This is a genomic window from Marseilla massiliensis, from assembly GCF_016899955.1.
GTDB classification, from domain to species: domain Bacteria; phylum Bacteroidota; class Bacteroidia; order Bacteroidales; family Bacteroidaceae; genus Prevotella; species Prevotella intestinigallinarum.
This window is the reverse complement of the sequence record NZ_JACJJL010000011.1, coordinates 39401-64519: the sequence shown is the minus strand read 5'-3', so window position 1 is coordinate 64519 and position 25119 is coordinate 39401. Positions and strand designations below refer to the sequence as shown.

Genomic DNA, 25119 nt, shown 5'->3' with positions numbered 1-25119 from the left:
GGCCATCAGGCCGGAGGATGATTGTTTACATGTATATGCCATGCCCAACAAGCCCTTGCGCCATCCGCGCCGCATCATTCCGGCCGCACTGTCCCGGCACAGCCCTCTGCGCCTAAGCCAAAGGCGACAAGCAACGTGCACGGCAACAGGATGATAATCCGCGGGGCAGATGGCCGACAATGGCATGTTTGCCTGCTGGCGTAAGACCGCTCAGCGTATGAGCCTCATGGCCAGATAGCCACCGAACACCTGCATGAGTATGCCGGGCCAGCCAATCATTATGTCTTGCAGGGCCACAGAGAGCGAACCGCTCATGCCCCACTCCACCATGGTGCCAACGGCCTGGTAGGCCACCACCGAGGCTGCCACAGCCCAGAGAGCCACGCGCCCGGCCTTGCGGGCAAAGAAAGCGGCTGCCGCTGCCAGCAATACCGACTTGGAAAGGATGATGGGCAGCATTGGCGCAGGCGGCATGCCGAACATCAGGTTGTTGGCCAACGGCGAGAGCAATGCCGTGAGCAGTCCGGCGGCAAAGCCAAACTTGTAGGCTGCCACGAGTGTGAAGAAATAGATGGGGAGCCACGTCAATCCCCCACCGGGCACCAAATGGCACAGCTGCGGCAGCACAATGTTGCACGCCACGAAAGCCGCCGACCAAACGTAGGTGCGGATGTCGCCGTATGACAGCGACCTGACAGATGTTGTTCTTGCAATGTTCATAACTTTTGTTTTTGGTTTTCAATAAAATTCTTGATAAGCAGATAAGCCTCGTCGGGGCTCTCGGTGCAGGCCGTAAGCCGCTCGACGGGGCAGATGCCCGTGCCCGTACGGTTGATGATGTTGGACACTTCCGTATCAAAGCTCACCTCCACACCGCCGCGCCTCAACACATCGAGAGCGCCGCTGCTGATGATACGGGCGTGGAGCCGACCGACCCCGCCACGGACAAAGAGCAGGGCCGCGCCGCGCCCCACCACCTTGTCGGCCACCGAGGCCCCACATAGAAAGTCGGGCCGGGCGGTGGAAAGCTCGAACAAGTCGATCACCCCACGGCGGCGAAACACCACAGTCTCGCCCCCGGCCGAGCGCACCACCCCGCGGCACTGCCCGTCGTCGAGATATTGCTTAAGCTGATTCATGTTGCTTCAAGTCCTCCACGAATTTGTCAATGCGCTGCATTTCCTTCGGTATGTCGATGCGCTGCGGGCAGTGGCCCACACACTGGCCGCAGCCAATGCAATGTGCGGCCTGCCTCAAGCGGGGCACCGAGCGGTCGTAGCCAACGAGGAAGGCCCGGCGCGCACGTCGGTAATCGGGATCCATCGAGCCTCGGTTTGGCATGTTGCCGTCGGCAATGCACTTGTTGTAATGCGACAGCACCCCCGGTATGTCAATGCCATAAGGGCAAGGCATGCAGTAGTTGCACTCGTTGCACGGTATGGTCTTGAGATTGTATATGTCGTCGGCAATCTCCATTAGAAACGCGTTCTCTTCCTTGGTCAGCGGCTTGAGCGGAGTGGTAGAGAGCAGGTTGTCTTTCAGGTGCTCCATATATGTCATGCCACTGAGCACGGTGAGCACTCCCTCGGGGGTGCCGGCAAAGCGCAGTGCCCAACTGGCCACGCTGCGCTCGGGCTCGCGCTCCTTCATCTTGGCAGCCACAAAGTCGGGCACATTGACCAGCCTGCCGCCCAGCAACGGTTCCATGATCACCGCCGGAATGTTTCTCTTGGTAAGCTCGCCATACAGATAAACGGCGTCGGTGTTGCGCGGGTTTATCTCGTCGGCATAGTTCCAGTCGAGGTAATTCAGCTCTATCTGCACGAAATCCCAGTGATAGCGCCCCTCGTCGTGCCACTTGAGCAACATGTCGTAAATCTTTATGTCGCCGTGATAAGAGAATCCCAGGTTGCGTATGCGCCCCTTGGCCTTCTGCTCGACAAGCCAGTCGAGTATGCCGTTGTCCATATACCGTGAGTTGAACTCGGCCAAGGCGTCGTTGCCCATGCCTATGCCGTGAAGCAACAGATAGTCGACATAGTCGACCTGCAGCTCCTTCAGCGAGTTCTCAAACATCTGCTGAGACGCCTGGCGTGTCCATGTGTCGGGCGAGAAGTTAGACATCTTGGTGGCGACGAAATATTTTGAGCGGTCGTGGCGCTTCAGCGCAATGCCTGTGGCCCGCTCCGACAGCCCCTGGCAATATGCAGGTGACGTGTCGAAATAATTGACACCATGCTCTATGGCATAATCCACCTCGCGGTTTACCATCTCCTGGTCGATGGCCTCGTCGGCCTGCTCGCGGGCCGACCCCTTGCCCACCACAGGCAAGCGCATCATGCCATAGCCCAAGATAGACACCTTGTCGCCGTTGTTGTGGTTTGTACGGTAGGTCATCTTGCCCTTTGGCGGCTCCTGCTGCGAAGCTGACTCATCCTTGCCGGCGCCTTTGCATCCGGCAAGCAAAGGTGCCGACGCCACGGCACTGCCGCCCAACACCTTAAGGAACGAACGCCTGCTTATATTCTTTTCCATATCTTAGCCTTTGTTTTGGTTCTTATCAAATCACCCTGTGCTGTTCGTGCCCTTCAACATAAATGGCACTGAAAGGACGGGCCGGACACAAATTCTCACAAGCACCGCAGCCTATGCAACGGGCTTCGTTGACGGCCGGAATCTTCGGGGCCGCAGGGTTGGCCGGGTCGGAGCTTACCATGGTGATGGCGCCGGCCGGGCAATGGCGGGCGCAGTTGCCGCACTCCACGCCGTCGGTAAGCGGCACGCAGTTCTTGCGTACCCACACCGCGTGGCCTATCTGGACCGACGATTTCTCGGCTTTGGTTATAGGCCGGATGGCCCCTGTGGGGCATACCTCCGAACAGCGCGTGCACTCCGGGCGGCAGTAGCCGCGCTCGTAAGACACCGTGGGCTGCATCATTGACAGAAGCCCGGTAGACGGACGCAACACGCAGTTGGGGCATTGCGAAACGCAAAGCTGGCACCCGGTGCAGCGGCGGGCCATGTTCTGGGCCGACAGCGAGCCGGGAGGGGTTATGGGCGTGGCCCTTTCGGGGGCCACCTTGTCTTCAATGACAGCCAGTCCGCCGTCTACTTTCTTTTTCTCCTGGGCCAAAGCGGCAGAAGTTGTGGCCATGGCCACGCCAAGAAGAAACGAACGCCGTGCCGAATCGACCACAGCCTGGTCGATGTGTCCGGCACCTGTGCCTGCCGCAGAGGCAGCCAGCTGCGGACGCCCGTGGCGGAATGTGATGGCGTGCTGGTGGCACTTGTCGATGCAGTCGCCGCAAACCACGCAGCGCGAATAGTCTATGCGGTGGTTCTTTGAGTCGATGCACGATGCCTTGCAGTTGCGGGCACAGAGGCCGCAAGCATTGCACTTTCCGGTATCTATGTGCACCTTCAGCCATGAGAACCGTGCCAGGAAACTGAGCATCGTGCCCACAGGGCAAACCGTATTGCAGTAGGTGCGCCCGCTACGCCATGCCAGAAAGCCAATGACAACAAACGAGACGGCGGCGATGATGAACGTGGGCAGGCTCTTGACCCACACATCGACCGAATAGAAGGCATAGCTGTCAAGGCGCTCAGCGATGGCTGCCAGCAAATTGTTGCCCAGGCCCCACAGCGGGCGGAGCAGGTTTTCGGCCATACGCCCATACGAGCTGTAAGGGGCAAGCAAGGCAACCAACGAGCCTATGCCTGCGGCAAAAGCCACAAGGAAGACAGCCAGGAAGCCGTAGCGCCACGCTTTCTTCTCGGGCGAGTAGCGGAAACGGTTTCTCTTATGCCTCGAGCGGACATGGGATACTGCATCCTGCATGATGCCCAACGGGCAAATGACAGAACAGTATATGCGCCCGAAGACAAGGGTCACGACCACCAACGCCACTATCACCCCGGCGTTGAGCGCCAGCAATGCCGGCCACAACTGTATCTCGGCCAGCCACGACAGCCAATGGTGCAGCACGCCGGAAACGTCGACAAACAGCAGGGTGACGAGCATGAACACCACCGCTGCCAAAACGGTTCTTATTTTTCTTAGCATTGTTTATATTTGTATTGGTTTTTGTGTTGAATCCAATTCTTCAGCATCGTCTGCCGACGAAGACAGCTCGGCCGAGCGAACCACAACGATGCTCAACTCGTAGAGCAGCCATATAGGCAGGGCCACGATGACAAGAGTAAATACATCGGCCGTGGGGGTTATCACCGCCGAGACAACCAGTATGGCCACCACAGCGTGGCGCCGGAAACGCCTCATCCAACGGGCACGCAACATGCCGAACCGCGCCAGCATCCAACTGACGACAGGTATCTCGAAGACAATGCCAAAGACAAGGCTCATCATCAGCAACGTATCGATGTAAGAACCGACGGTCAGCATGTTGTCTATGCCCGGACTCACCTGATATGTGCCAAGGAAACGCACCGTAAGCGGAAAGATGAGCATGTAGTTGGCTGCCACGCCAACCATGAACATGATGTATGCCGCAACCACCAGACGAACCGACACGCGCCGCTCATTCTCATACAATGCGGGCGAAACGAATCGAAAGAGCACGTAGAGCAAATATGGCGAGGCTATGAGCACGCCGCCCATGAGCGCCACCTTCATGTGAATCATAAACTGCTCGGTAAGCCCGGTGTTGATAAGGTGCAGCCTAAACGGCTCGCCGCCAAGCAACCTGTAAATGAAAAACGACCCGTCGGCAGGGGCCAGCACCACGCTGAACAAGGGTTCCTTCAGGCAAAAGGCCAACACGGCGGCCACTATAGCAGCCACAATCATGCGGATAAGACTGCCACGAAGCACGTCGAGATGCTCCCAAAAAGTGAGCTCCGCGCCGTCTGTATGCCCGCCGCCAGACCTATGTTTACCTTCTGTTGCCATCTCCCCGGGTCACCTATTTGTCATTGCCCGGCTCAGGCTTGGCCGGGTCGTCGGCTATTCCGTTCACCCCGTCTTTGAAACTCTTGACTCCTTTGCCGAGCCCCTTCATCAGTTCGGGAATCTTCTTGCCGCCAAAAAGCAGCAATACCACTAACACGATAAGAATGATTTCTGGTGTTCCTAACATAAAGCTATTTGTTTCTTGGGTTTAGTTCTCGGTGCAAAATTATTAATAAAAAGGCAATTCTGCTATAATAAATCCACAGAAAAAGCTACCATTTTTACATTTTAAACGTGTTTATGACTGTGTTTCTGACTTGCGGGATATAAAAAACGGCCTGCAAAAGAGAATCCCCCTCACTCTCCGAACGACAAAAACCGGCATTGGCTGACCATACATTGCCACCTTCGTAAAGCCATACCATGCAGGCTGCCCGTTACCAACCCGTCAATCAAACCATAATAAATATGGTGGCAACACGCCCGCCACAGCACCTAAAATGCACGTAAGCACCATGCCCGCGCAACCCACAACAGGCAAAAGGCCACACAAACAGCACCGGCCAAGGCATGAAGCTATGAAAGCGAAACGGGAGCAACAGGCATAAAAAAAGGAAGTACGTGTACTTCCTTTGTGGACCTGGAGGGAGTCGAACCCTCGTCCAAACAGGGAAACCATACGCTTTCTACATGCTTATTCCGGACTTTGGTTTTCGTGTGATGGCAAGACCCGGACCACCAACCAGCACCTTATCCCCTGTTGTTTCATCGTGCCGCCGGGGCTATAGCACGACTATTCCCGATAAAACCGCACCGCTTGACCAAAGAGCTTCGGAACAACAGCCTTTGAGCGATGTCTCGTCCCGCCACCTGGTGGCGGGATAAAGCCAGTAATCTACTATGCTTCGATTAGGCAGCGAGAGCGTAGTTGTTTTCGCCAGATAAATTTTTGACCGAATGGATTATGGAGTATACAGTCGTCACTCCGCATGCTTACGTACCATCTCAACCCGCTGTCAAATCCAGTCAAGCCCATGATGATATGTTACTTGTTTTCCTCCGAAAACAATGCAAAGATATATATTTTCTGTGAAATACGACATAAGAAGACAGAAAAATTGCGTACCTTTGCAATAATTTTCTGAAAATGGTGTTTATTTAAAGAAGGAATTACACGTAAAAAAGGCATTTATCACACTCAAAAAAATGAAAAGGTACCTCGTTTCCATATTTATGCTGGTGGTCTCGATGACGGCCGCCATTGCGCAATCATCAATGACCGACCAACAGATAATGGAGTATGTCATCGAAGAGCAGCAAAAAGGGACATCACAGTCGCAAATTGTCACCAAACTGATGCAACGAGGCGTAACCATAGACCAGATAAGGAGCGTCAAAGACAAATATGAGCGCCAGATGAACAACCAAGGCTTGGGCGTAAAAGACATAACCACGACAGGCAAAAACACCGATAGGCTGCGCAAGAACAACGGAAACAAGAAGCAGAGTGCCAACGTTTCACAATACAGGATAAAAGACGGAAACATCAAAGAGCCTGTCAAGAACACGTATGACAGCAACGACCCGGAGTATCTTCTGATGCACAAAGAACTGAGCTCTTTCATGCCCGACTCGACGGAGATATACGACCAGATGTACCTCGAGCAGATGATGAGAGACAGGGAAGACAAGAACAAACGCAAAATATTCGGTCACGACATATTCAACAACAACAACCTGACGTTTGAACCCAACATGAACATTGCCACGCCCCAAGACTACAGGCTCGGCCCGGGCGACGCTGTGTTCATCGACATTTACGGAGCTTCGCAGAGCACCATAGAGAGCACGGTGTCTCCCGACGGCACTGTGACCATAGAGGGCTACGGGCCCGTGAGCGTGAGCGGACTGACCGTGGCAGAAGCAAATGCACGGTTGCGCTCTACGTTAGGCACAAGATACAGCAGCTCTCGGATAACGCTCACCGTCGGGCAGACAAGAACCATAACAATCAACGTGATGGGCGAGGTTGAAACCCCGGGCACATACACCGTCTCGGCCTTTGCCACCGTCTTCCATGCACTGTATATGGCGGGCGGAATAAACGACATCGGCACGCTGCGCAACATAAAAGTATACAGGCACAACAGGCTTGTCTCCGTGGTTGACATCTACGACTACATTCTCAACGGCAAGCTGAACGGAAACATACGCCTGACTGACAACGATGTCATCGTGGTAGGGCCTTACGACTGCCTGGTCAACATAGCCGGCAAAGTGAAGCGCCCAATGTTTTATGAAATGAAAAAGAACGAGAGCCTGGGCTCGCTTTTAAAGTATGCAGGCGGCTTCACCGGCAACGCATACAGGAAATCGGTAAAGGTGATACGCAAGGCCGGGCAGAAATACTCGATATACGATGTTGACGAATTTGACATAAACTCGTTCAAGATGAATGACGAAGACTCTGTGAATGTAGACTCCGTCATACCCCGGTACTCTAACATGGTAGAGATAAAAGGAGCCGTGTTCCGCCCGGGCATGTATCAGGTTGGTGGCGGCATTTCCACGGTGCGCTCGCTTATTGAGCATGCCGAAGGCGTGACCGAGGACGCATTCACAGCCCGCGCCGTAATGCACCGCATGAAACCCGACCGGACGCTCGAAGTGCTGTCGGTTGACGTGGCAGGGATCATGGCCGGCAAAGAGCCCGACATCCCCCTGAGAAACGAGGATGTGCTGTACATACCGAGCAAGAAAGAACTGCAGGAGGAAAGGATAATCACAATACACGGTGAGGTCATGTACCCCGGCACTTACCAGTATGCCGACAACGAAACCCTTGAGGATTTCGTTCTGCAAGCCGGAGGACTGAAGAACACGGCTTCGGTAATGAAAGTCGACGTGTCGCGCCGGATATTCAACCCCAAGGCCACCAGCGTGTCGGACACCATAGCCCGCACATTCTCCTTCTCTTTGAAAGACGGCTTCGTGATTGACGGTGAGCCCGGATTTGTGCTACAGCCCTTCGACGAGGTGTACGTTCGCGCCATACCCGGCTACACCGAACAGAAGAACGTATCGATTGAAGGCGAAGTGCTGTACAGCGGAACATATACGCTGGCAAAGAAAAGCCAACGCCTGAGCGAAGTGATCAAGCAGGCCGGCGGACTAACCAACACGGCATACCCGGAAGGGGCGCGCCTGGTGCGAACCATCACGCCAGAGGAACGCATGAGGATGGAGAACGTTATCAAGATGGCACAGGCGCAAAGCGGCAAGGGTGACACCATCGATACAAAAAAGCTTGACTTGGGAGAGACCTATGCTGTCGGCATCAACCTCGACATGGCAATGGAGCATCCGGGAAGCAATTACGATATCGTTTTGCGCGAAGGCGACCGCATCATTGTGCCTGAATACTCGGGGACGGTGAAGATAAGCGGCGACGTGATGTATCCGAATACGGTTGCCTTCCGCGATGGCGAAAACCTAAAGTACTACATCGACCAAGCCGGTGGATGGGGCAACAATGCCAAGAAAAGCCAGACATACATCATATACATGAATGGTACGATAGCCAAGGCAAGCCGGAAAAACAAGCCCATGCCAGGCTGTGAGATAGTGGTGCCAAGCAAACCCGAGGCAAGGAAGCTCACCGTAGCAGAAATGGTGGCCATCGGTTCGGGCACAGCATCTGTGGCAACGATGATAGCAACGATAGCCAACTTGATAAAGAATTAGGATAATGATGCGCATGATGCGGCTATGGCACAGCGACAGCGGAATGCGCCATGCCGCCATGCACACATCCGACTGTATCACGCCTAAATAAAGAACAATATGACAAATGACAAGGAAACAATAGACCTGAGGGTGATAATAAAAAAGCTCTTCAGCAAAAAAAGGCTGTTCGTAAAGACATTGGCATGGGCTTTTTGTCTGTCATGCATCTGGATATTGCCACAACCACGATACTACACCACTTCTGTAACACTGGCCCCCGAGATGGAAAGCGCCCCGAGCGGTGGGTCACTAAGCTCGCTGGCATCGTCTTTCGGATTGAACCTGGGCAACATGGTGTCGTCTGACGCAATCTACCCGACGCTGTATCCCGACGTGATGGAATCGTCGAATTTCATCGTGGGACTGTTCAATGTCAAAGTAAAAAACGAAGACGGCGACCTGACCACGGATTATTACACATACCTCAAAGACCACCAGAAGATATCAATCTACAGCGTCCCGTTCGTATGGCTCAAGGGCATGCTGGCCGAAATGTTCCCCGACGACGACAATACCGACGGACTGGCAGGCAAGGCAAATGGCAATGGCACTGTCGACCAATTCTGCCTGACAAAGAAACAAAACTCGATTGTGGACATGATCAGGAAGAATATAACATGCTCTGTGGACAAAAAAACGGATGTGATAACAATAACCGTACAAGACCAAGACAAGCTGATATGCGCCACCATGGCCGACACGGCACGCGTGAAATTGCAGGACTTCATAATAGAATACAGGACAAGGAAAGCCAAGACCGACCTTGAGTATTACACAAAGCTGACCAACGAAGCCAAGAAGGAATATGAAGATGCCCGCAAGAAGTATTCAGACTTTGCAGACTCTAACACAAACCTGTCGCTGGCCAGTTACAAGTCGAAGGAAGAAGACCTTGAAAATGACATGCAAATAAAGTATAACACATACACGACAATGAACACGCAGATGCAGATGGCCAAGGCCAAAGTGCAAGAACGCACACCGGCATTCACCATACTGCAGGGCTCGTCGGTGCCACATAAGCCTGCCGGGCCCAAAAGAATGCTGTTTGTATTTGCAATGATGTTTGTTACTTTCGTCGGAACCATCATCTATATTCTTAAGGACGACTTCATCAATCAGCTGAATAACAAGAACGCACAAGGATAGAGCAAACAAGCAATAGTAGATGGAACCGGCAAAACGCATCATAATAAACACAATTGCCCAATATACAAAAGCAATAATCAACATCTGCCTGTCGCTATATTCCACACGCCTGATTCTTCACGCTCTGAATGTATCGGACTATGGAATATATTCTGTGGTCGGAGGCGTTGTTGCCATGCTCGGCTTCCTCACGAATGCTCTCGTAATAACAACGCAACGCTACATATCCTATTACCATGGCGCAGGCAAGACCGATTATATAAGCAAAATATTCGCAAACAGCCTCTTTCTGCACATCACTATAGGCGTTGTGATAGGAAGTGCCCTGCTTGTATGCAGGCAATGGATTGTCTTTGACGTCCTGAACATTGAAACGGCAAGGCTCCAGGCTGCCGACACCGTATATATAATAACAGTGGCCATGCTCTTCATCACCATCATAACGGCCCCATACAAAGCGCTCTTCATTGCCAGGGAGAACATTGTGTACATATCTGTGGTCGAGATTTTTGATGGAGTACTGAAACTGGTCATCGCCATCTGCATATCCTATATAACCATAGACAGGCTTATAACCTATGCCTGGGCGATGGCCGGGGTGCTAAGCCTGAACCTCATAGCTTATGTGGCTTACGCAAAATTGCACTTCCAGGAAAGCTGCATAATAATCAAACCAAAGCAGATAGACAGGCAATGCATAAAGCAACTTGTAGGATTCATTGGCTGGACATCATACGGCATGGGGGCCATTGCTTGCAGAAACCAAGGAACAGGAATTATACTCAACCATTTCTTCGGGACGGTAATAAATGCTGCCTACGGCATTTCGTTTCAAGTATATGGCGCAATATCTTTCATCGCAACATCCATTCTCAATGCAATGAACCCGCAAATACTGAAAGCAGAGGGAGGCAACCACAGAGACGACATGCTCAGGTTGGCCGGCCTTGAAAGCAAGTATTCAACGGCTTTCATGGCAATGATATCCATACCAATAATGATTGAGATGCCGGCCATACTCAGTTTCTGGCTGAAAGACGTACCGGACCACACCGCCACATTCTGCAGATTCATTATATTGGCATTCTTATTCGACCAAATTACCATAGGGCTCAATGTGGCCAACCAGGCGTTGGGCAAAATAAAGACATACACAATAATCACCTTTACGCCCAAGTTGACACTGCTGCCATTCTTCTATCTCATCTTGGCAAACGGTGGAACAATAGCCGCAATAATGTGGACGTATACCATCGTAGAATTAATCGTCGCCTTGATTAGAATACCATATTTGGCCAAGACAGCAGGACTGTCACCGGCATCCTTCATAAAAGAAACAATAGTTCCATTGATACCATTGTGCATCACCCTCACCATCACTGGCGAATTATGTGCAAACGTCATCGACATGCCTTACAGGTTTGTCGTTACCATCGCATTGTGCGTCATCAGCGGAGCGGTATCCGGATGGTATTTTTCCACCAGCGACAAGGAGAAAGAGTTTATTAAGAATTTGCTAAACCAAAGACTTACCACCCGTGCTAAATATTGAAAAACTGTTTTTGATAGAGAAAGAGGCCTTATCAAGCGCTTTCTTTTATGCCGGGATGGTCATTGCCTTTTTCGGTTCGCTCAATCCATGGTTTCTGTGGCCGTTAGGTTCATACTACATCATCATATCAGCCATGTTCATAATGATGTCCATGCTGGTTGAAGCCACGTCATCCAATAAGATCTATACCAACACCACATTCCTGCTGCCTGTATTTGCCTTTGCCGTACTGTCATGCTATCAGCTGGTTGTAAACAACGGAAACGTGGGCGGATATATTGCAAACGTGTTCCACATAATAGTATTCCTATCGCTATTCAGGATTGGAACAGACAAGCTAAAAAAGATGATGGACATAATAACAAGGCTAATGACCTTACTGCTTGTCCCGTCAATGCTGTGGTTCTTCTTGTATCTCATCGGTTTTCCTTTGCCAAGCCAAGATGCAGAGTTCAACGACTCTTTCTATACATTCACCAACTATTACCTCTTTCTACTTGACGACCGTTCGTTGATGAGCATCGTACCTCGCTTCCATTCGGTATTCCTGGAGCCGAGCCACCTTGGTGTTGCCACCAACCTGTTGCTGCTGACACAGTGCGGGAAATGGAGAAAGCCGCAGAACGTGGTACTATTGGTTGCCACCATAATGACATTCTCGCTGGAAGCCTACATACTTCTGATAGTGCTTTTTTTCCTGAGTTACTGGGTGCAAAAAAAGAACTTCATAAAAAAACTTATAGCAACAGTGATAGTGATGGCGGCCTCCATCGCGGCGGCATTCTTCTACAACGGCGGCGACAATGTATTCCACGACCTCATACTTTTGCGCCTGGAGGTGGACGACGGCGAAATTGCCGGCAACAACAGGGTGACGGCCGACTTCGACTCCGACTATTCGCAATACCTGCAATCATCAGACATACTGTTTGGACGGGAGATGGATTACTCGTTTGGCAATGCCGGCTACAAGGTGTTTTTCTATGAAAACGGACTTGTTGGCATACTGTTGCTCATCGTGTTCTACACCGCCGCATTAATGCACCATAAAAACAAGCGTGCACTGATAGCCGCACTTGCCCTTGCACTGCTCGACTTCATTGCCAGGGCATTCCCCCTTTGGTACAGCAATTTCATACCTGTATATTTCATGGCCATGGCCTTTGAGCTACCAATAACCCTACAAACCAAAAGAGATGAACCATAACAAGATAAATGCCTTATACATATTAAGTTCAACAAACACATTCGGAGGGGCATCCAAAGCCATCACTTCCCTATTGTCGGGACTGATGGCAAAAGGCGTATCGCCAACGGTTGTGCTGCCCGGCAAGGATGGCCTATATGAAGAGTTGGCCAAGATTGGCGCAACAGTATACTATGCCCCGGTCCGACCAAACGTTTACCCCAAATGCAAAGGGCTTAAGAACATCATCCTCTACATCCCTCGCCTGCTCTACTGGCATGCGCTCAACGCATACTCATGCAAAAGAATAGCAGGCTACATAAAAGACAAGCACATCGACATCATACATACCAATGTAAGCATAATGGACATTGGGCATGACATTGCAAAGCGCTTCGGCATACCGCACATATTCCATATCAGGGAATATGCCGACAAAGACTTCAACATCAAGTATTTTCCAGGCAAGGAAGCATACCACAGGATGTTCACGTCGACGGGCAACTATTCCATTTGCATAACAAAAGACATCAGGAAGCACCACAAGCTTGAGTCAACGCCGTCTTCACGAGTGATTTACGACGGGGTGTGCCCTATCGGCTCTGTCAAGACCAACAACGCCAAGGAGAGATATTTTCTATATGCCGGCAGAATACAACCGGGCAAGGGACTGCTGCCTTTAGTCAAGGCTTATACAGAATATGTGAGCAAGTCGGGCGGTCCCAACCCGGTACCACTGTATGTGGCAGGAGAGACAACAGACGCCGCTTACTGCCAGAACATAAGGCAGCATATCGCAGCACACGGCATAAACGAACATATCAAGTTTCTCGGGCCACGCACCGACGTCGCCTCGTTGATGCAACACGCATTGGCCATAATAATACCATCTGAATTTGAGGGCTTTGGCTTCTGCATGACAGAAGCCATGTTCAACGGGTGCCTTGTGGTTGGCCACAATACTGGCGGCACAAAAGAACAATTTGACAACGGCGTTGAACTGAGCGGCAAAGAAATAGGGTTGCGCTATGACACGGAAGGGCAACTGACAGACCACCTGTGCAAGATTGCCGGAAGCCAGCAACAAGTCTTCCAAGAAACCATCGCTACAGCAGCCGATGTGGTCAGCAGGCTCTATTCCGTTGAAGTGAGTGTAAACAATGTCTACAACTACTATATTGAAATCTTAAACAATGAGAATAATTAAACGTGCATCCGAGTTTATCGGATGGATATTATCATTCATATTCCCGGCATCGGCCCCCATGCTGTTGAGGGCAACTGTCTCACACGCATACACAGGGTTCTTTAAGCGTCATTTCGCCGCCATAGGCAAAGACACGGTCATAGCCTACAGGGCAGGAAACCTGAAGGGGCTTGACATGATATCGATAGGTGAGCATACAAGAATAAGCGCCGACGCACAACTGACGGCATGGGAAAAGCCGGGCGACAAGCGGCCGTGCGTCAAGATAAGGATTGGAAACAATTGCAACCTAAGAAACGGGATACACATCACGGCAGTAAACGGCATCACCATTGGCGACAACCTGCTGACGGGAACCAACGTGCTCATAACCGACAACTCACACGGGCAGTCGAATGCCAACGACATGCTTGCTGCACCGGAAGACAGGCAGGTGATATCCAAGGGCGAGGTCGTAATAGGCAACAACGTCTGGATAGGCAACAATGTGTGCGTGATGCCCGGTGTACACATCGGCGACGGAGCAATCATAGGCGCAAACAGCATTGTCACCAAAGACATACCCTCTATGTGCGTAGCTGCCGGCATACCTGCCAAGATAATACGCAACAACCAAAACCAATCGATATGAAGCCACGCATCATAGCATTTTACCTGCCTCAATTCCACACCATACCCGAAAACGACGAGTGGTGGGGAAAGGGATTCACCGAATGGGTCAACGTTAGAAAAGCCAAGCCACTATATTCGGAACACCAACAGCCAAAAGTTCCGCTCAACTCTAATTATTACGACCTGACAAACCCGGAGACGCTTAGATGGCAAGCCGGGCTGGCCAACAAATATGGGGTGTACGGCATGTGCATGTATCATTATTGGTTCTGTGGCAAGATGCTGCTGCAAAAACCGGCAGAACTGCTGTTGGCCAATGCAGACATACCCATGCGGTTCTGCTTCTCGTGGGCCAACGAACCGTGGGCCAGGACGTGGGACGGCAAGAACCACGAGATATTGATGCCGCAATCTTACGGCATGGAGCAAGACTGGAAGCAACACTTTGACTACCTGCTGCCGTTTTTCAAAGACGAAAGGTACATCAAGGTCGACGGTTGCCCTATGTTCCTGATATACAAGCCGCAGAGCATTCCTTGCGCCAAGCAAATGATGGACTGCTGGAATGAGCTTGCCGCCGGCAACGGATTCAACGGCATGCACTTTGTAGAGACGCTGAGGGGTAAGCAGACAGACAAGCGCAACCTGCCGTTCAAAGCCAGGGTGGAATTCGAGCCTATACGCACAAACATGCAGCAACCTGCAGCCATACTCAACTATAAGCGCATACGGAGAAGGGTGGTCAAGCTGTTCAATGCGGTTTTCAACACGTCGCACATGCTTAACAAGCCTTTCAGGTTTGACGATGTAGCCCACAGGTCGCTGCAGCTGCAGTCGCCCGTGGGCACCTACGGCGGCGCGTTTGTGGGCTGGGACAACACCGCACGCCGAGGCTTGGCGTCAACAATAGTAGAGCCGCCGGCAAAGCAACAGTTTGAAACCTACCTAAGGGCCAAAGTGAAGCAGACCACATGCACCTACAAAACAAACTATGTATTCATTAATGCTTGGAACGAATGGGCTGAAGGCGCTACGCTCGAACCCGACGAAACGCATGGATATGGATATTTAGAGGCAATAGACAATGTCGTTAACGAATATAAATGATATGGCAAGAATAGCGATATACTGTGTGACGTATAATTCGTATGAATGCGTAGACAAGTTTGTACGGTCGGTGGTCGACGCCGCCCAAACACCGGCCACTCCTATCGATGTGACCGTATACATTGCTGACAACACAGCCGAAGACATAAAGCCCATAAGCACGAAGGCCGAAGGCATCAGGGTCGTTGTTTTTCCTTTCCACAAAAACATTGGCTATTTTGGGGCGATAAACAGAATGATGTCGGAGACAGACTACAAATCCTACGACTTCGTAATAATAAGCAATGTAGACATCGAGCTGGACAAATGCTCGCTGAATAAACTCGCGAGCGATTATGGCGCCGGCAACAGCGGGAGCATAGGCTGGATTGCCCCCAAGATATATTCGGCAACAGAGCGACGCGACAGGAACCCGAAGATGACCGCACGCTATTCGTTGAAGAAGTTGAAAATGCTTCGCTTCCTGTTCAACCACCCCGTGCTTTACCATCTGTATAGATGCACAGCCTACAGGAGGAAAAAATACCAGAGCCATGAAGCAGGCGAGATATACGGAGGGCACGGTTCTTTCATAATACTCACAAAAATGTATTTTGAAAAATGCGGCATCATCAACTACCCGGTATTCCTGTTCGGCGAAGAGATATACCTGGCTGAGCAATGCCGGCAACAGGGGCTGAAGGTGGTCTACGACCCGACAATCGCTGTGAAAGACACAGAGCACGCATCTACCGGAAACATGCCGTCGCGCTTCTACTGCAACTGCAATGCAAAAGCCTTGGAATACATAATGTCGGCATTCTACTGAATGCCGACATTATCATCCAACCGCATTATGCACAGGCTTCGCTCGCCGGGAAACACCGAATCGAAACACAACCACTTGCCGTCTGAGCTGCAACGGGGATGAAGGTCGCACGACCAATGCTTATATATCGTTGGCGAGGCAAACTTCTTGTAACTCCTAACATTGGCCAACAAGCAAACCTCATCGGTTTCAACATTCACTTTGTATATCCGCGCATGCCTGTACTTATCGGGATATGTGTCAACCACAAACTCCTTGTCTGTGACAAAGTGGTGATGCCCGTCGGAGTTCAGCTTCGGATAGCCACACCGCTTGTATCTATCCATGGCGGGCCCATAAAAATAAACATGAGAATCGACATCGTCTATACGGCAGTAAGCTACAATGCCGTTGGCGTTGTTCCAGCAATAGTGCGACACCATGCCGGTTGTCGGCGACACGTACATCTGCTTCTCATGCAGGTCATACACTATCAGCCTGGTCTTGCGCCTCACACCTTTATACCACCTGTGAAGGAAGGCCACATAGCGGCCGTCGTGCGAAAACTCCGTATGCGTCACAAAATGATGGGCGTCGCCCATGTCTGCCTCATGCCGGAAAGCGGCAAGCTCTGCCAAGTCGACCAACAGCGTGCGGCTGTTGCCATCAAGGTCAACCAAGAACAGGCCGGTAGACGCCGGGGCCAGCTCGCCCAGAAACGAGTCGGCGTCGCCATACACGTAGCCATAACCCGGCATAAACTGCTGCAGGCGCTCGTAGCTGAACGATGTCGCAAAACGTCCGTCGGGGCTTACCGAGTCGATGGGCCAGTCAATCCGGCGACTTTCTCCGCTTGCCACATCCACCATATCCGACTTCACACGGCTTCCGTCGGCAACATTGTAAATGCACCTGCCACGCCCGGCCCACTGAAGCCGGCACCCCTTGTGGTAATTCCACGCACGTGTCTCGCCTATCTTTGTCCATTCGCCGAAATCGGGCCCGGCCCACATCCCCACTTCCAGTACATCGTCTTTTGTAGGCATGCGCAAGGGTATGGTAAGCCTGTTGGACAGCACACACTTGTCGTCGGCACTGAAGGGGTCGAGGTCGTGGAATCCGAAGAAGCAGTTCTTCCTGACTATAGGCTGCGAAACGAAGTCGGAGTCATAATTGGGCAGTATGTCGTAAAAGCCCTGGTATATGTTCCTCACCGCATTCTTTACAACATAATTGTTCTTTACCAGCCTATATACAAAAGATTCTATCTTGTTCATATCATAAAGCGTTATTAATATTACAACGACCAAACAATGCGGTTTATTATTCCGCGGCATGCAAAGTGTTGCACTCTCACGGACATGCACAATCGCACGAAGCGCCGTATCGTTACATTTTCTTCAAGTAAAGCCTCAACTTGTCTGAAAGCAGAATCATTGTCCCGCCGTCAAGATGCTGCACATAAAAATGCTCGCCCAGCTTGTTGATGCCGTAGGGCCGCAACACGCCCACATCCTCTACGGCCGGGTCTGAGTTCGGTCTGTCGTAAAAGAATGTCCGGGTTACGAAAAGCGAATCGCCGGGACGTTCAAAATAGGATATCAACTCGTCACATCTGCCGTCTGCATCACGATGGCTGAGCAGGTTGCCCTGGAACGACCAAAACAGCCGCTCGTCCGACAAATTCAATACTCCGCCGGTATCTACAGTGTCGACAGCGACAAGATGCCAGAAGCCATCGAGGTCGCCATTTCCCGAAGTCTCAAGTGTACACGCCCCCATCACCGACGCCATGACGGCAACCAGCCCCAAGGTCTTTATTCTGTCTTTCATTTCCATATTGTTTATCATAGCCCGAGCAACCCTGTTTTCCTGACAGTAAGCTGGAATCCATAGTTATTGCCCAATATGCTGCCGAAGTCCATGCCATAGCCACACGTCACGCCAAAACCGCCGAGCGTCTTCCCCTTGAAGTCGTATGTTGCCTCAACCAGGAAGCTGGTGTTGTGCCGGGGTTCGGTGTAAGGATCGCGGTATGTGCCCAATCCTTCCTGCCATGTCAGCAGAAGCCGGTAGCCCAGGTTGGCGAGCGGGCGCCCGCCTATGCCCAGGTGGAAAGCATAAAATCGGTTGTTCTTTACGCCGATGGTGCCATCGTCGTTGTATATTGGAGACTGGTATAACGGGTTACCCATTACCTGCCCCCAATGTTGCCACCCCGTATACAAGCTGTGATTGTAGTAGTCGTCAAGCCCGCCGATATGCTCGCTCATCGACGGAGTGCGGTCGTGATACACCGGTCCGCTCTGATATTTTGAATATAAGTATTCAAAAACAATGTCACGCAACAGTGTTCCGTGCTTCAGGTTCAATTCCGCCCCCAGCATGATGTCTTTCAGGTAATATAGGAAATAGCGGTTGTCTTGCCTTACATTCCAGTTGTCGCCCTGCCCATATCCATTGTAGTCAAGGAAAAACATTTGCGAATGGTCCTCGAAGAAATGGTCGGCATACAGCCCCAGGCGCCATTTGTCGGCATCATAACTGACGCGCATCACCCAGCTGCCGAGCATGTCGCCGGCAACATTCCTGTAAATGTCCTCGTTGGCTTCGGCACCTCCGGGTATAAAAACATTCCAATAATCCTTCAGGCTTGTGCCCCCATGAAACACTTCCATGCCGCCCTCGCCATCCGGACGATACATGGTCCCGCCGAAGAGCGAGGCCATCTCGAGGCCCATCTCTATCACTACCGGAAAGCCCTTCGACGCGTTTCCTATGCGCAAATAGCCTGCCTTGCTATGGTAACGCACATCGTCGGCATATTTTTTCTCACGTGAAGTAAACTCGTGCTGCCACCCGTCGTCGGTCATCCTGCCAAATGCCACATGGCCTTTTATGCCCACCCAGCCTTTGGTAAAAGGTATGTCCCAATATTCCGGCAGCGCTATCCTTGCCTGGGGCACAGGACGGGCATTGATGCCAAGCGTCTGTGAGCCGCTGCTCAGGCTGTTGTTTTTCAGTTCCATGGGCCATTGCTTGCTACCAACCGTCAGCACTCCCTTGAGCCACCTCACCTCTGCGAAAGCCTGCTGCACGATAAACGAACTTGTGTAATTATAAGCTGCAGCCAAGTCGACGCCATAGCCTATCCCCCACTTCCTTGCCGAATCGACAGCAAGCGGACGCTCTACCGCCGCACGCACATATCCGTTTGATGAGGATAAAGAGCTAAGCCCGAACTTATTGGCGTTGAGCCACAATGGCGTATGGCCGTCTGAGAGCGATGTCTGAAGCTCTGCCTTGTATTGCAACCCGTCCAACCACTCGATGCCTTTGGCACGCAAATGCTGTGACGCGAAGCCGCACACCATTAAAACAAGCAACTTACGATACATTGACCTACAATATTAGTATGATAGAATATAAACGGAAAAACAAAACTTTTATTATGCCGGTGCCGACAAATACGGCCCGGCATGCTTATATTGGCACCTGCAAACGCCACACCATTTGCCCTGCGCGGCCACAGACAGGCTCCCACTGCCACCAACTGTCTAACGAAATGTCAGCGGCAATGGCCTCGCATGGCAAGCGCCTGACTTACAATGGGTTGTAAAACGTGACATATCCACTCCCAAAACAGGCCGTATTGCACCCCGAAACGGGCCGTATCGCAGCGCCAAACGGCAGGTTTTGCGCCACAACCGGGAACATACGGAAAACGGAGCCTACAGCGGCCGTCTTGTCTTGGCGTCTGAATGCACGGGGTTTCTGCCTTTATCCGAATAAACATGCAACCATGCCAAGGCCCGGCTAACGGCGAAATGCCAACAACAAAGGCTTTGCCAAATTTTCAACCTTTTGTTGGCTCGGTACAAAAAAAATAACTAACTTTGCAGCAAAAATAAGCCAGTCGAATGAAAACAGACCTTGTTTCAGTCATTATGCCCACCTATAACACAGGAAGCATCTTGACGGAGAGCATTGACAGCATCCTCAACCAAACATACAAGAATCTGGAGCTCATCATTACAGACGACAAGTCTGATGATGAGACCACATTGGCCATCTTAAGGTCGTACATGCTTAAAGACAAGAGGGTGAAGGTGTTCTTTCTCGACGAGAACAAGGGCACTGGCTATGCAAGAAACAACTCCATAAAGAACGCACAGGGCCAATACATCGCATTCTGCGACAGCGACGACAAGTGGTTTCCCGACAAACTCGAAAGGCAGGTCAGCTTCCTGAAACAAAAAGGAGGCTGCCTCACCTACTCTTCATACATCCTGTGCGACCTGCACAACAACGAGAAAGGCATTGTCATATCTCCCAAGAAAGTCACCTTCGGCATGATGAAGCGCGACAACAAGATTGGTTGCCTCACCCTGCTTTACGACACACAGCAATACGGAAAGTTTTATTTCCCCCTCTTGCGCAAGCGCCAGGACTGGGCCCTGCTGCTAACCATACTTAAGAAATGCACTGTAGCTTATGGCATACAAAAGCCATTGGCGTCATACCGCATACGGCAAGACTCGCTTTCGCGCAACAAAATATCACTGATTAAATACAATTTAAATGTATACAACAAGATTCTGGGTTATTCACACGCCAAGTCTTGCCTCTATTTCTTCCTCGTTTTCCTGCCTTGCTATTTCGTGAAGGTAACCAAAGTAAAAGCCACGAGCAACCGGTATATGAAAACCAAGCGCCCAATATGACGGGAGGCGGCGGCGCAACGGCCCGATTACATTTGTTGCGCCATGTTTGCGGCTGCACAATGGCTAAAATAAATTAATTTAATTTTTTCAACATTAATAAGCAATATTATCACGCTCGCGACGTTCTTTATTACAAGAAAAGAGCAAAATCAACAAGCAGAGACAAACATTCGCAATGGGAGATTACATAAAACGCATCCTGGACTTCATCATAGCGGCCATATCCATCATAGTCTTCTCACCTCTATTCTTAATTTGCTTCATCGCAATTAGAATGGAAGACGGCGGACCTGCAACATTCAGCCAAGAGCGAATAGGCAAAGGGGGCAAGCCGTTCATGATCTACAAATTCAGAAGCATGAGGGTTGACGCCGAGAAAGACGGGCCGGCTCTTTGCCAAAATGAAAACGACAACAGGCTCACCAAAGTGGGGAAGTTCTTGCGCGCACACCATCTTGACGAACTGCCACAATTGTGGAATGTGCTGAAAGGCGACATGTCTTTCATAGGCTACCGCCCTGAGCGAAAATATTTCATAGACAAAATAATGGAGCACGACACGCGATATGAACTGCTCTACAAGATCAGGCCGGGAGTGACATCATACGCCACGCTGTATAACGGATATACCGACACCATGGAGAAAATGCTCAAACGTCTCGAGCTCGACCTCTATTACCTCGAGCACCATTCGCTGCGAATGGACTTCACCATACTGGTGAAAACGTTTGTAAGCATAGTCTTCGGCAAGAAATTCTAGACAGAAAACATTTTCCATTAGGGATTCCCCCTGTAACGCTTAGGGGAAATCCCTTGTTTTTTTCAGCATTTTCTTCTTACTTTGCACCATGGAAGAACAGGTTGTCCATGGTGGAAAACTTCACACGGCATACCGTTCGTTCCTATCAGGCAACATGATTTACGAATTAAACACGTCAGGACATGAAAAAGTTAATAATGACTCTCATAGCAATGCTCTGCATCACAGCCTCGACAAAGGCCATGAGTTATGAGCAGGCACGTCGCGAAGCCTACTTCCTTACCGACAAGATGGCTTACGAACTCAACCTAACTCCCGACCAGTATGACGCCGCCTACGAAATAAACCTCGACTACCTCATGGGCGTTGCAACTGTAGACGACGTATACAGCGACTACTGGCGCAGGCGAAACCTCGACATGAGCTATATCCTGCTGCAATGGCAATGGGATGCCTTCTGCGCTGCATCCTACTTCTACCGCCCGCTGTACTGGTCTGACGGCTTCTGGCACTTTGCCATCTATGCGCGCTATCCCAGGCGGAACTACTTCTACTTCAGCCGCCCCACCATTTATATATCATACCGGGGAGGACACAGCTGGAGAAGCAACGGCGGCCGAAGTTATTACCACGCTCACCGCGACCACTACCACAATTCGGCTCATCGCGGCGGAATGCGCGACAGCTGGGACAGGGGTGACTTCAGGGGCAAGCGTGCCGGAGGCAACAGTTCGACCCGCGTCACAGTGAACAACGGCAACGACAACAACCGATTCGGCAACAGCCGCCGCAGCGGTTCGTTCAGAGACAGCAGGACAAACACCACTGCCAACCGCCCTTCTTCTAATGGAACATTCCGCATTGGCGACAACTCAAGCAAGTCGAACACGTTCAACGCCACCAAAGTAAGCACCGGAAGCTCGGGCTTCCGCAGGCCGGACGTCACAACAACCACACGGCAGCCCAACTCAACGATGCGCACTACGACATTCGGCGGAGCCAGGAACAGCGGGTCGTTCAGCAACACGAGGCGCAACAACACGTCGACAACAAATACAATAAGAAGCAATACGCCTTCAAGCAACTTCCGCAGCTCGAGGCCTTCAAGTAGCATGCAAAGCGGCTCTTTCCGCTCTACACGTGGCAACTCCGGCGCATCTACGCGAAGCGCAGGCACACGCCAAGGCACCACAAGCTCCGGCAACGGATTCAGCGGACGGCGATAGAGCACGGCGAAATTCAATAAAAACATCTGGCAAACAGCCTTATGCACCATGGCATTAATTGCCTGTTGCAACCCCAACGGTTGAGACACACGATTGCATAAGGCTGTTTGCACGTTTCATTAGAGCATACAAACAAGAACATCGAGGCATGAAAATAGACCACATTGCGATTTGGGCAGCAGACATCGAAAGGCTCAAGGCATTTTATACAAGATACTTTGACTTGGCATGCGGCGACAAATACACCAACCCGACGAAGAGATTTACATCTTACTTCTTGTCTTTTGGCGATGGCACTACGCGCATAGAACTAATGCACACACCCGGCAGGCATGTCAAAGAACAGGGCTGTGACATGGCTGGCCTCGCCCATTTTTCAATCTCCGTGGGCAGCAAAGAAGCGGTAGACAAATTAACCGAAAGGCTGAGAAACGACGGATATGCCATACTGAGCAACCCAAGGACCACGGGCGACGGATACTATGAGAGCACCGTGGCCGACCCGGAAGGCAACTGCATAGAGATTTCAGAATAAACGCCAGACCAAGTTGCAAGCCATGCAAGGGCACCAAATGAAAGCAAGTTTGTTTATCCCTCATATTAAAGTTTGCAAAATAGCGAACGCACAATTACGCAGTTTTTTCGTAACTTTGCATCATGATAATAATAATTACGCTCTTGGCGTATTTCGCCGCGCTCTTTGCCGTAAGCAGGGTAACCGGACGGAGGGCAACAAACAACACTTTCTACCGGGCCGACCGACGTTCGCCATGGTACATGGTAGCGTTCGGCATGGTTGGGGCATCCATATCTGGCGTCACCTACGTGTCTGTTCCGGGCATGGTCACAACGTCTGGCATGACCTACCTTCAGACATGCCTCGGGTTCATACCCGGCTACTTCATTGTGGCATTCATACTGCTGCCGCTCTATTACCGGCTCAACCTGACCACGATATATTCATATCTCGAATCGCGCATAGGCAAGATGGCCTACAAGACCGGGGCCTGGTATTTCCTGCTTTCAAAGATTCTGGGTGCCTCGTTGCGGTTTTATGTGGTATGTCTCATCGTCCAGGCGTTCGTGTGCGACGACTTTGGCATACCATTCTTTGCCACGGCATCGTGCATGGTGGCCCTGATATGGCTGTACACACACCGCGGAGGCATCAAGACCTTGGTCTGGACAGACTCGTTCCAGACCATTTGCCTTTTCACGTCACTAATGCTTATCATCGCCAATGTTGCCTCGTCAATGGACATGAACATGGGCGAGGCGGCACGCTCAGTGGCCCTCGACCCCATGAGCCGCATATTTGTGTTTGACGACTGGATGTCGACACAGAACTTCTGGAAGCAATTTGTAAGCGGTGCTTTCATCGTTGTCGTGATGACGGGGCTAGACCAAGACATGATGCAAAAGAACCTGACGTGCAAGACTTTGCGCGAGGCGCAGAAAGACATGTGTACCTATGGCTTCGCTTTCTTCCCCGCCAACCTTCTTTTCCTGGCCTTGGGTGTGTTGCTTGTGCAATTGGCTTCACAGAAGGGAGTGCCACTGCCGGCAAACGGCGACGAGCTCCTGCCCATGTTTGCGGCCACCGGCCAGCTCGGCACTGCAGTCGTTGTGCTTTTCACCATAGGCATTGTTGCTGCCGCGTTCAGCAGTGCCGACTCAGCACTGACGGCACTGACCACCAGCTTTTGCATCGACATTGCCGGGCGAGGCGGCGACGAACGCCTCAGACGCCGGGCGCACATTGCAGTCTGCATGGTGTTCATAGCCTTTATCTTGCTTTTCCGCGCAATCAACTCTACCAGCGTGCTCAATGCGATATACACTCTGTGCTCTTACACTTACGGCCCTCTGCTCGGTCTATTTGCCTTTGGCATGCTGATCAAACGGCAGACGCTCGACGCAGCCGTGCCATACATCGCCATCGCATCGCCTCTGGTGTGCCTTGCCATAGACCACTTGGTGCCTGTGCTTACGGGCTACCACTTCGGCTACGAACTCCTGCTGCTCAACGGTGCCCTCACCTTTGCAGGGCTTCTGTGCTTTTCTGGCAGGGGCTGGCAAGGCAGCAACCACAGCCAAAGAGCCTAACAACC

Annotated in this window: 22 protein-coding genes and 1 other RNA gene; 13 read left to right on the top strand and 10 right to left on the bottom strand. The window is 51.4% G+C overall.

Annotated elements, in window-relative coordinates; all coding sequences use genetic code 11:
• Positions 1-210 precede the first annotated feature (210 nt).
• The 7 genes from H6B30_RS08030 to ssrA form a co-directional block, all read right to left on the bottom strand.
• The gene (locus H6B30_RS08030) at positions 211-720 is read right to left on the bottom strand and encodes an ECF transporter S component (protein WP_205109397.1); all 510 of its coding nucleotides are present in this window, start codon (positions 718-720) and stop codon (positions 211-213) included.
• Positions 717-1139, bottom strand: coding sequence for a DUF1893 domain-containing protein (locus H6B30_RS08025; protein WP_205109395.1), 423 nt, complete (start codon positions 1137-1139; stop codon positions 717-719). The genes H6B30_RS08030 and H6B30_RS08025 overlap by 4 nt, the downstream gene beginning before the upstream one ends.
• Positions 1126-2535 (bottom strand): aldo/keto reductase, encoded by a 1410-nt coding sequence (locus H6B30_RS08020; protein ID WP_205109393.1) that lies wholly within the window; start codon positions 2533-2535, stop codon positions 1126-1128. The genes H6B30_RS08025 and H6B30_RS08020 overlap by 14 nt, the downstream gene beginning before the upstream one ends.
• A gap of 25 nt (positions 2536-2560) precedes the next feature.
• On the bottom strand, positions 2561-4066 hold the full coding sequence (locus H6B30_RS08015; RefSeq protein WP_205109391.1) for a 4Fe-4S binding protein: 1506 nt from the start codon (positions 4064-4066) through the stop codon (positions 2561-2563).
• A 3-nt stretch (positions 4067-4069) separates the two neighbouring features.
• Positions 4070-4912: a twin-arginine translocase subunit TatC gene (gene tatC / locus H6B30_RS08010; RefSeq protein ID WP_205109389.1), complete on the bottom strand. Its 843-nt coding sequence runs from the start codon at positions 4910-4912 to the stop codon at positions 4070-4072.
• A 13-nt stretch (positions 4913-4925) separates the two neighbouring features.
• Positions 4926-5099: a Sec-independent protein translocase subunit TatA/TatB gene (locus H6B30_RS08005; protein WP_205109387.1), complete on the bottom strand. Its 174-nt coding sequence runs from the start codon at positions 5097-5099 to the stop codon at positions 4926-4928.
• Between the two features lie 445 nt (positions 5100-5544).
• Positions 5545-5946: a transfer-messenger RNA gene (gene ssrA / locus H6B30_RS08000) on the bottom strand.
• Positions 5947-6118: 172 nt separating this feature from the next.
• On the opposite strand from ssrA, the gene H6B30_RS07995 reads away from it, so the two are divergent.
• From H6B30_RS07995 to H6B30_RS07960, 8 genes are all read left to right on the top strand, one after another.
• Positions 6119-8656: an SLBB domain-containing protein gene (locus H6B30_RS07995; RefSeq protein WP_205109385.1), complete on the top strand. Its 2538-nt coding sequence runs from the start codon at positions 6119-6121 to the stop codon at positions 8654-8656.
• A 99-nt stretch (positions 8657-8755) separates the two neighbouring features.
• On the top strand, positions 8756-9847 hold the full coding sequence (locus tag H6B30_RS07990; RefSeq protein ID WP_205109383.1) for a chain-length determining protein: 1092 nt from the start codon (positions 8756-8758) through the stop codon (positions 9845-9847).
• Between the two features lie 19 nt (positions 9848-9866).
• Positions 9867-11399: a lipopolysaccharide biosynthesis protein gene (locus H6B30_RS07985; protein ID WP_205109381.1), complete on the top strand. Its 1533-nt coding sequence runs from the start codon at positions 9867-9869 to the stop codon at positions 11397-11399.
• 10 nt (positions 11400-11409) lie between these two features.
• Positions 11410-12606 carry a hypothetical protein gene (locus tag H6B30_RS07980; protein ID WP_205109379.1) on the top strand — a complete coding sequence of 399 codons (1197 nt, stop codon included), beginning with the start codon at positions 11410-11412 and terminating at the stop codon, positions 12604-12606.
• A complete protein-coding gene (locus H6B30_RS07975) occupies positions 12596-13792 on the top strand; it encodes a glycosyltransferase family 4 protein (RefSeq protein WP_205109377.1) in 1197 nt (398 codons plus the stop codon). The genes H6B30_RS07980 and H6B30_RS07975 overlap by 11 nt, the downstream gene beginning before the upstream one ends.
• Positions 13779-14423, top strand: a complete 645-nt coding sequence (locus H6B30_RS16600; protein WP_205109375.1) for an acyltransferase — start codon at positions 13779-13781, stop codon at positions 14421-14423. The genes H6B30_RS07975 and H6B30_RS16600 overlap by 14 nt, the downstream gene beginning before the upstream one ends.
• Positions 14420-15511, top strand: coding sequence for a glycosyltransferase WbsX family protein (locus H6B30_RS07965; RefSeq protein ID WP_205109373.1), 1092 nt, complete (start codon positions 14420-14422; stop codon positions 15509-15511). Before H6B30_RS16600 ends, H6B30_RS07965 begins: the two co-directional genes overlap by 4 nt.
• Before the next feature lies 1 nt (position 15512).
• On the top strand, positions 15513-16319 hold the full coding sequence (locus H6B30_RS07960; protein WP_205109372.1) for a glycosyltransferase family 2 protein: 807 nt from the start codon (positions 15513-15515) through the stop codon (positions 16317-16319).
• Here the strand turns inward: H6B30_RS07960 and H6B30_RS07955 are convergent.
• The 3 genes from H6B30_RS07955 to H6B30_RS07945 all read right to left on the bottom strand — a co-directional run bounded on the left by H6B30_RS07955 (position 16313) and on the right by H6B30_RS07945 (position 19696).
• The gene (locus H6B30_RS07955; RefSeq protein ID WP_205109370.1) at positions 16313-17575 is read right to left on the bottom strand and encodes a hypothetical protein; all 1263 of its coding nucleotides are present in this window, start codon (positions 17573-17575) and stop codon (positions 16313-16315) included. The two genes, H6B30_RS07960 and H6B30_RS07955, sit on opposite strands and share 7 nt — an antisense overlap.
• 112 nt (positions 17576-17687) lie before the next feature.
• Positions 17688-18131: a lipocalin-like domain-containing protein gene (locus tag H6B30_RS07950; protein ID WP_205109368.1), complete on the bottom strand. Its 444-nt coding sequence runs from the start codon at positions 18129-18131 to the stop codon at positions 17688-17690.
• A 14-nt stretch (positions 18132-18145) separates the two neighbouring features.
• Positions 18146-19696: a capsule assembly Wzi family protein gene (locus tag H6B30_RS07945; RefSeq protein ID WP_205109366.1), complete on the bottom strand. Its 1551-nt coding sequence runs from the start codon at positions 19694-19696 to the stop codon at positions 18146-18148.
• 522 nt (positions 19697-20218) lie between these two features.
• On the opposite strand from H6B30_RS07945, the gene H6B30_RS07940 reads away from it, so the two are divergent.
• The 5 genes from H6B30_RS07940 (at position 20219) to H6B30_RS07920 (ending at position 25114) form a co-directional block, all read left to right on the top strand.
• Positions 20219-21022, top strand: coding sequence for a glycosyltransferase family 2 protein (locus tag H6B30_RS07940; protein WP_205109364.1), 804 nt, complete (start codon positions 20219-20221; stop codon positions 21020-21022).
• 175 nt (positions 21023-21197) lie between these two features.
• On the top strand, positions 21198-21782 hold the full coding sequence (locus H6B30_RS07935) for a sugar transferase (protein WP_205109362.1): 585 nt from the start codon (positions 21198-21200) through the stop codon (positions 21780-21782).
• Between the two features lie 182 nt (positions 21783-21964).
• The gene (locus tag H6B30_RS07930) at positions 21965-23008 is read left to right on the top strand and encodes a hypothetical protein (RefSeq protein ID WP_205109360.1); all 1044 of its coding nucleotides are present in this window, start codon (positions 21965-21967) and stop codon (positions 23006-23008) included.
• Between the two features lie 148 nt (positions 23009-23156).
• Complete coding sequence (locus H6B30_RS07925) at positions 23157-23543, top strand: VOC family protein (protein WP_205109357.1); 387 nt, start codon at positions 23157-23159, stop codon at positions 23541-23543.
• 122 nt (positions 23544-23665) lie between these two features.
• Positions 23666-25114, top strand: a complete 1449-nt coding sequence (locus tag H6B30_RS07920; protein WP_205109356.1) for a sodium:solute symporter — start codon at positions 23666-23668, stop codon at positions 25112-25114.
• Positions 25115-25119 lie beyond the last annotated feature (5 nt).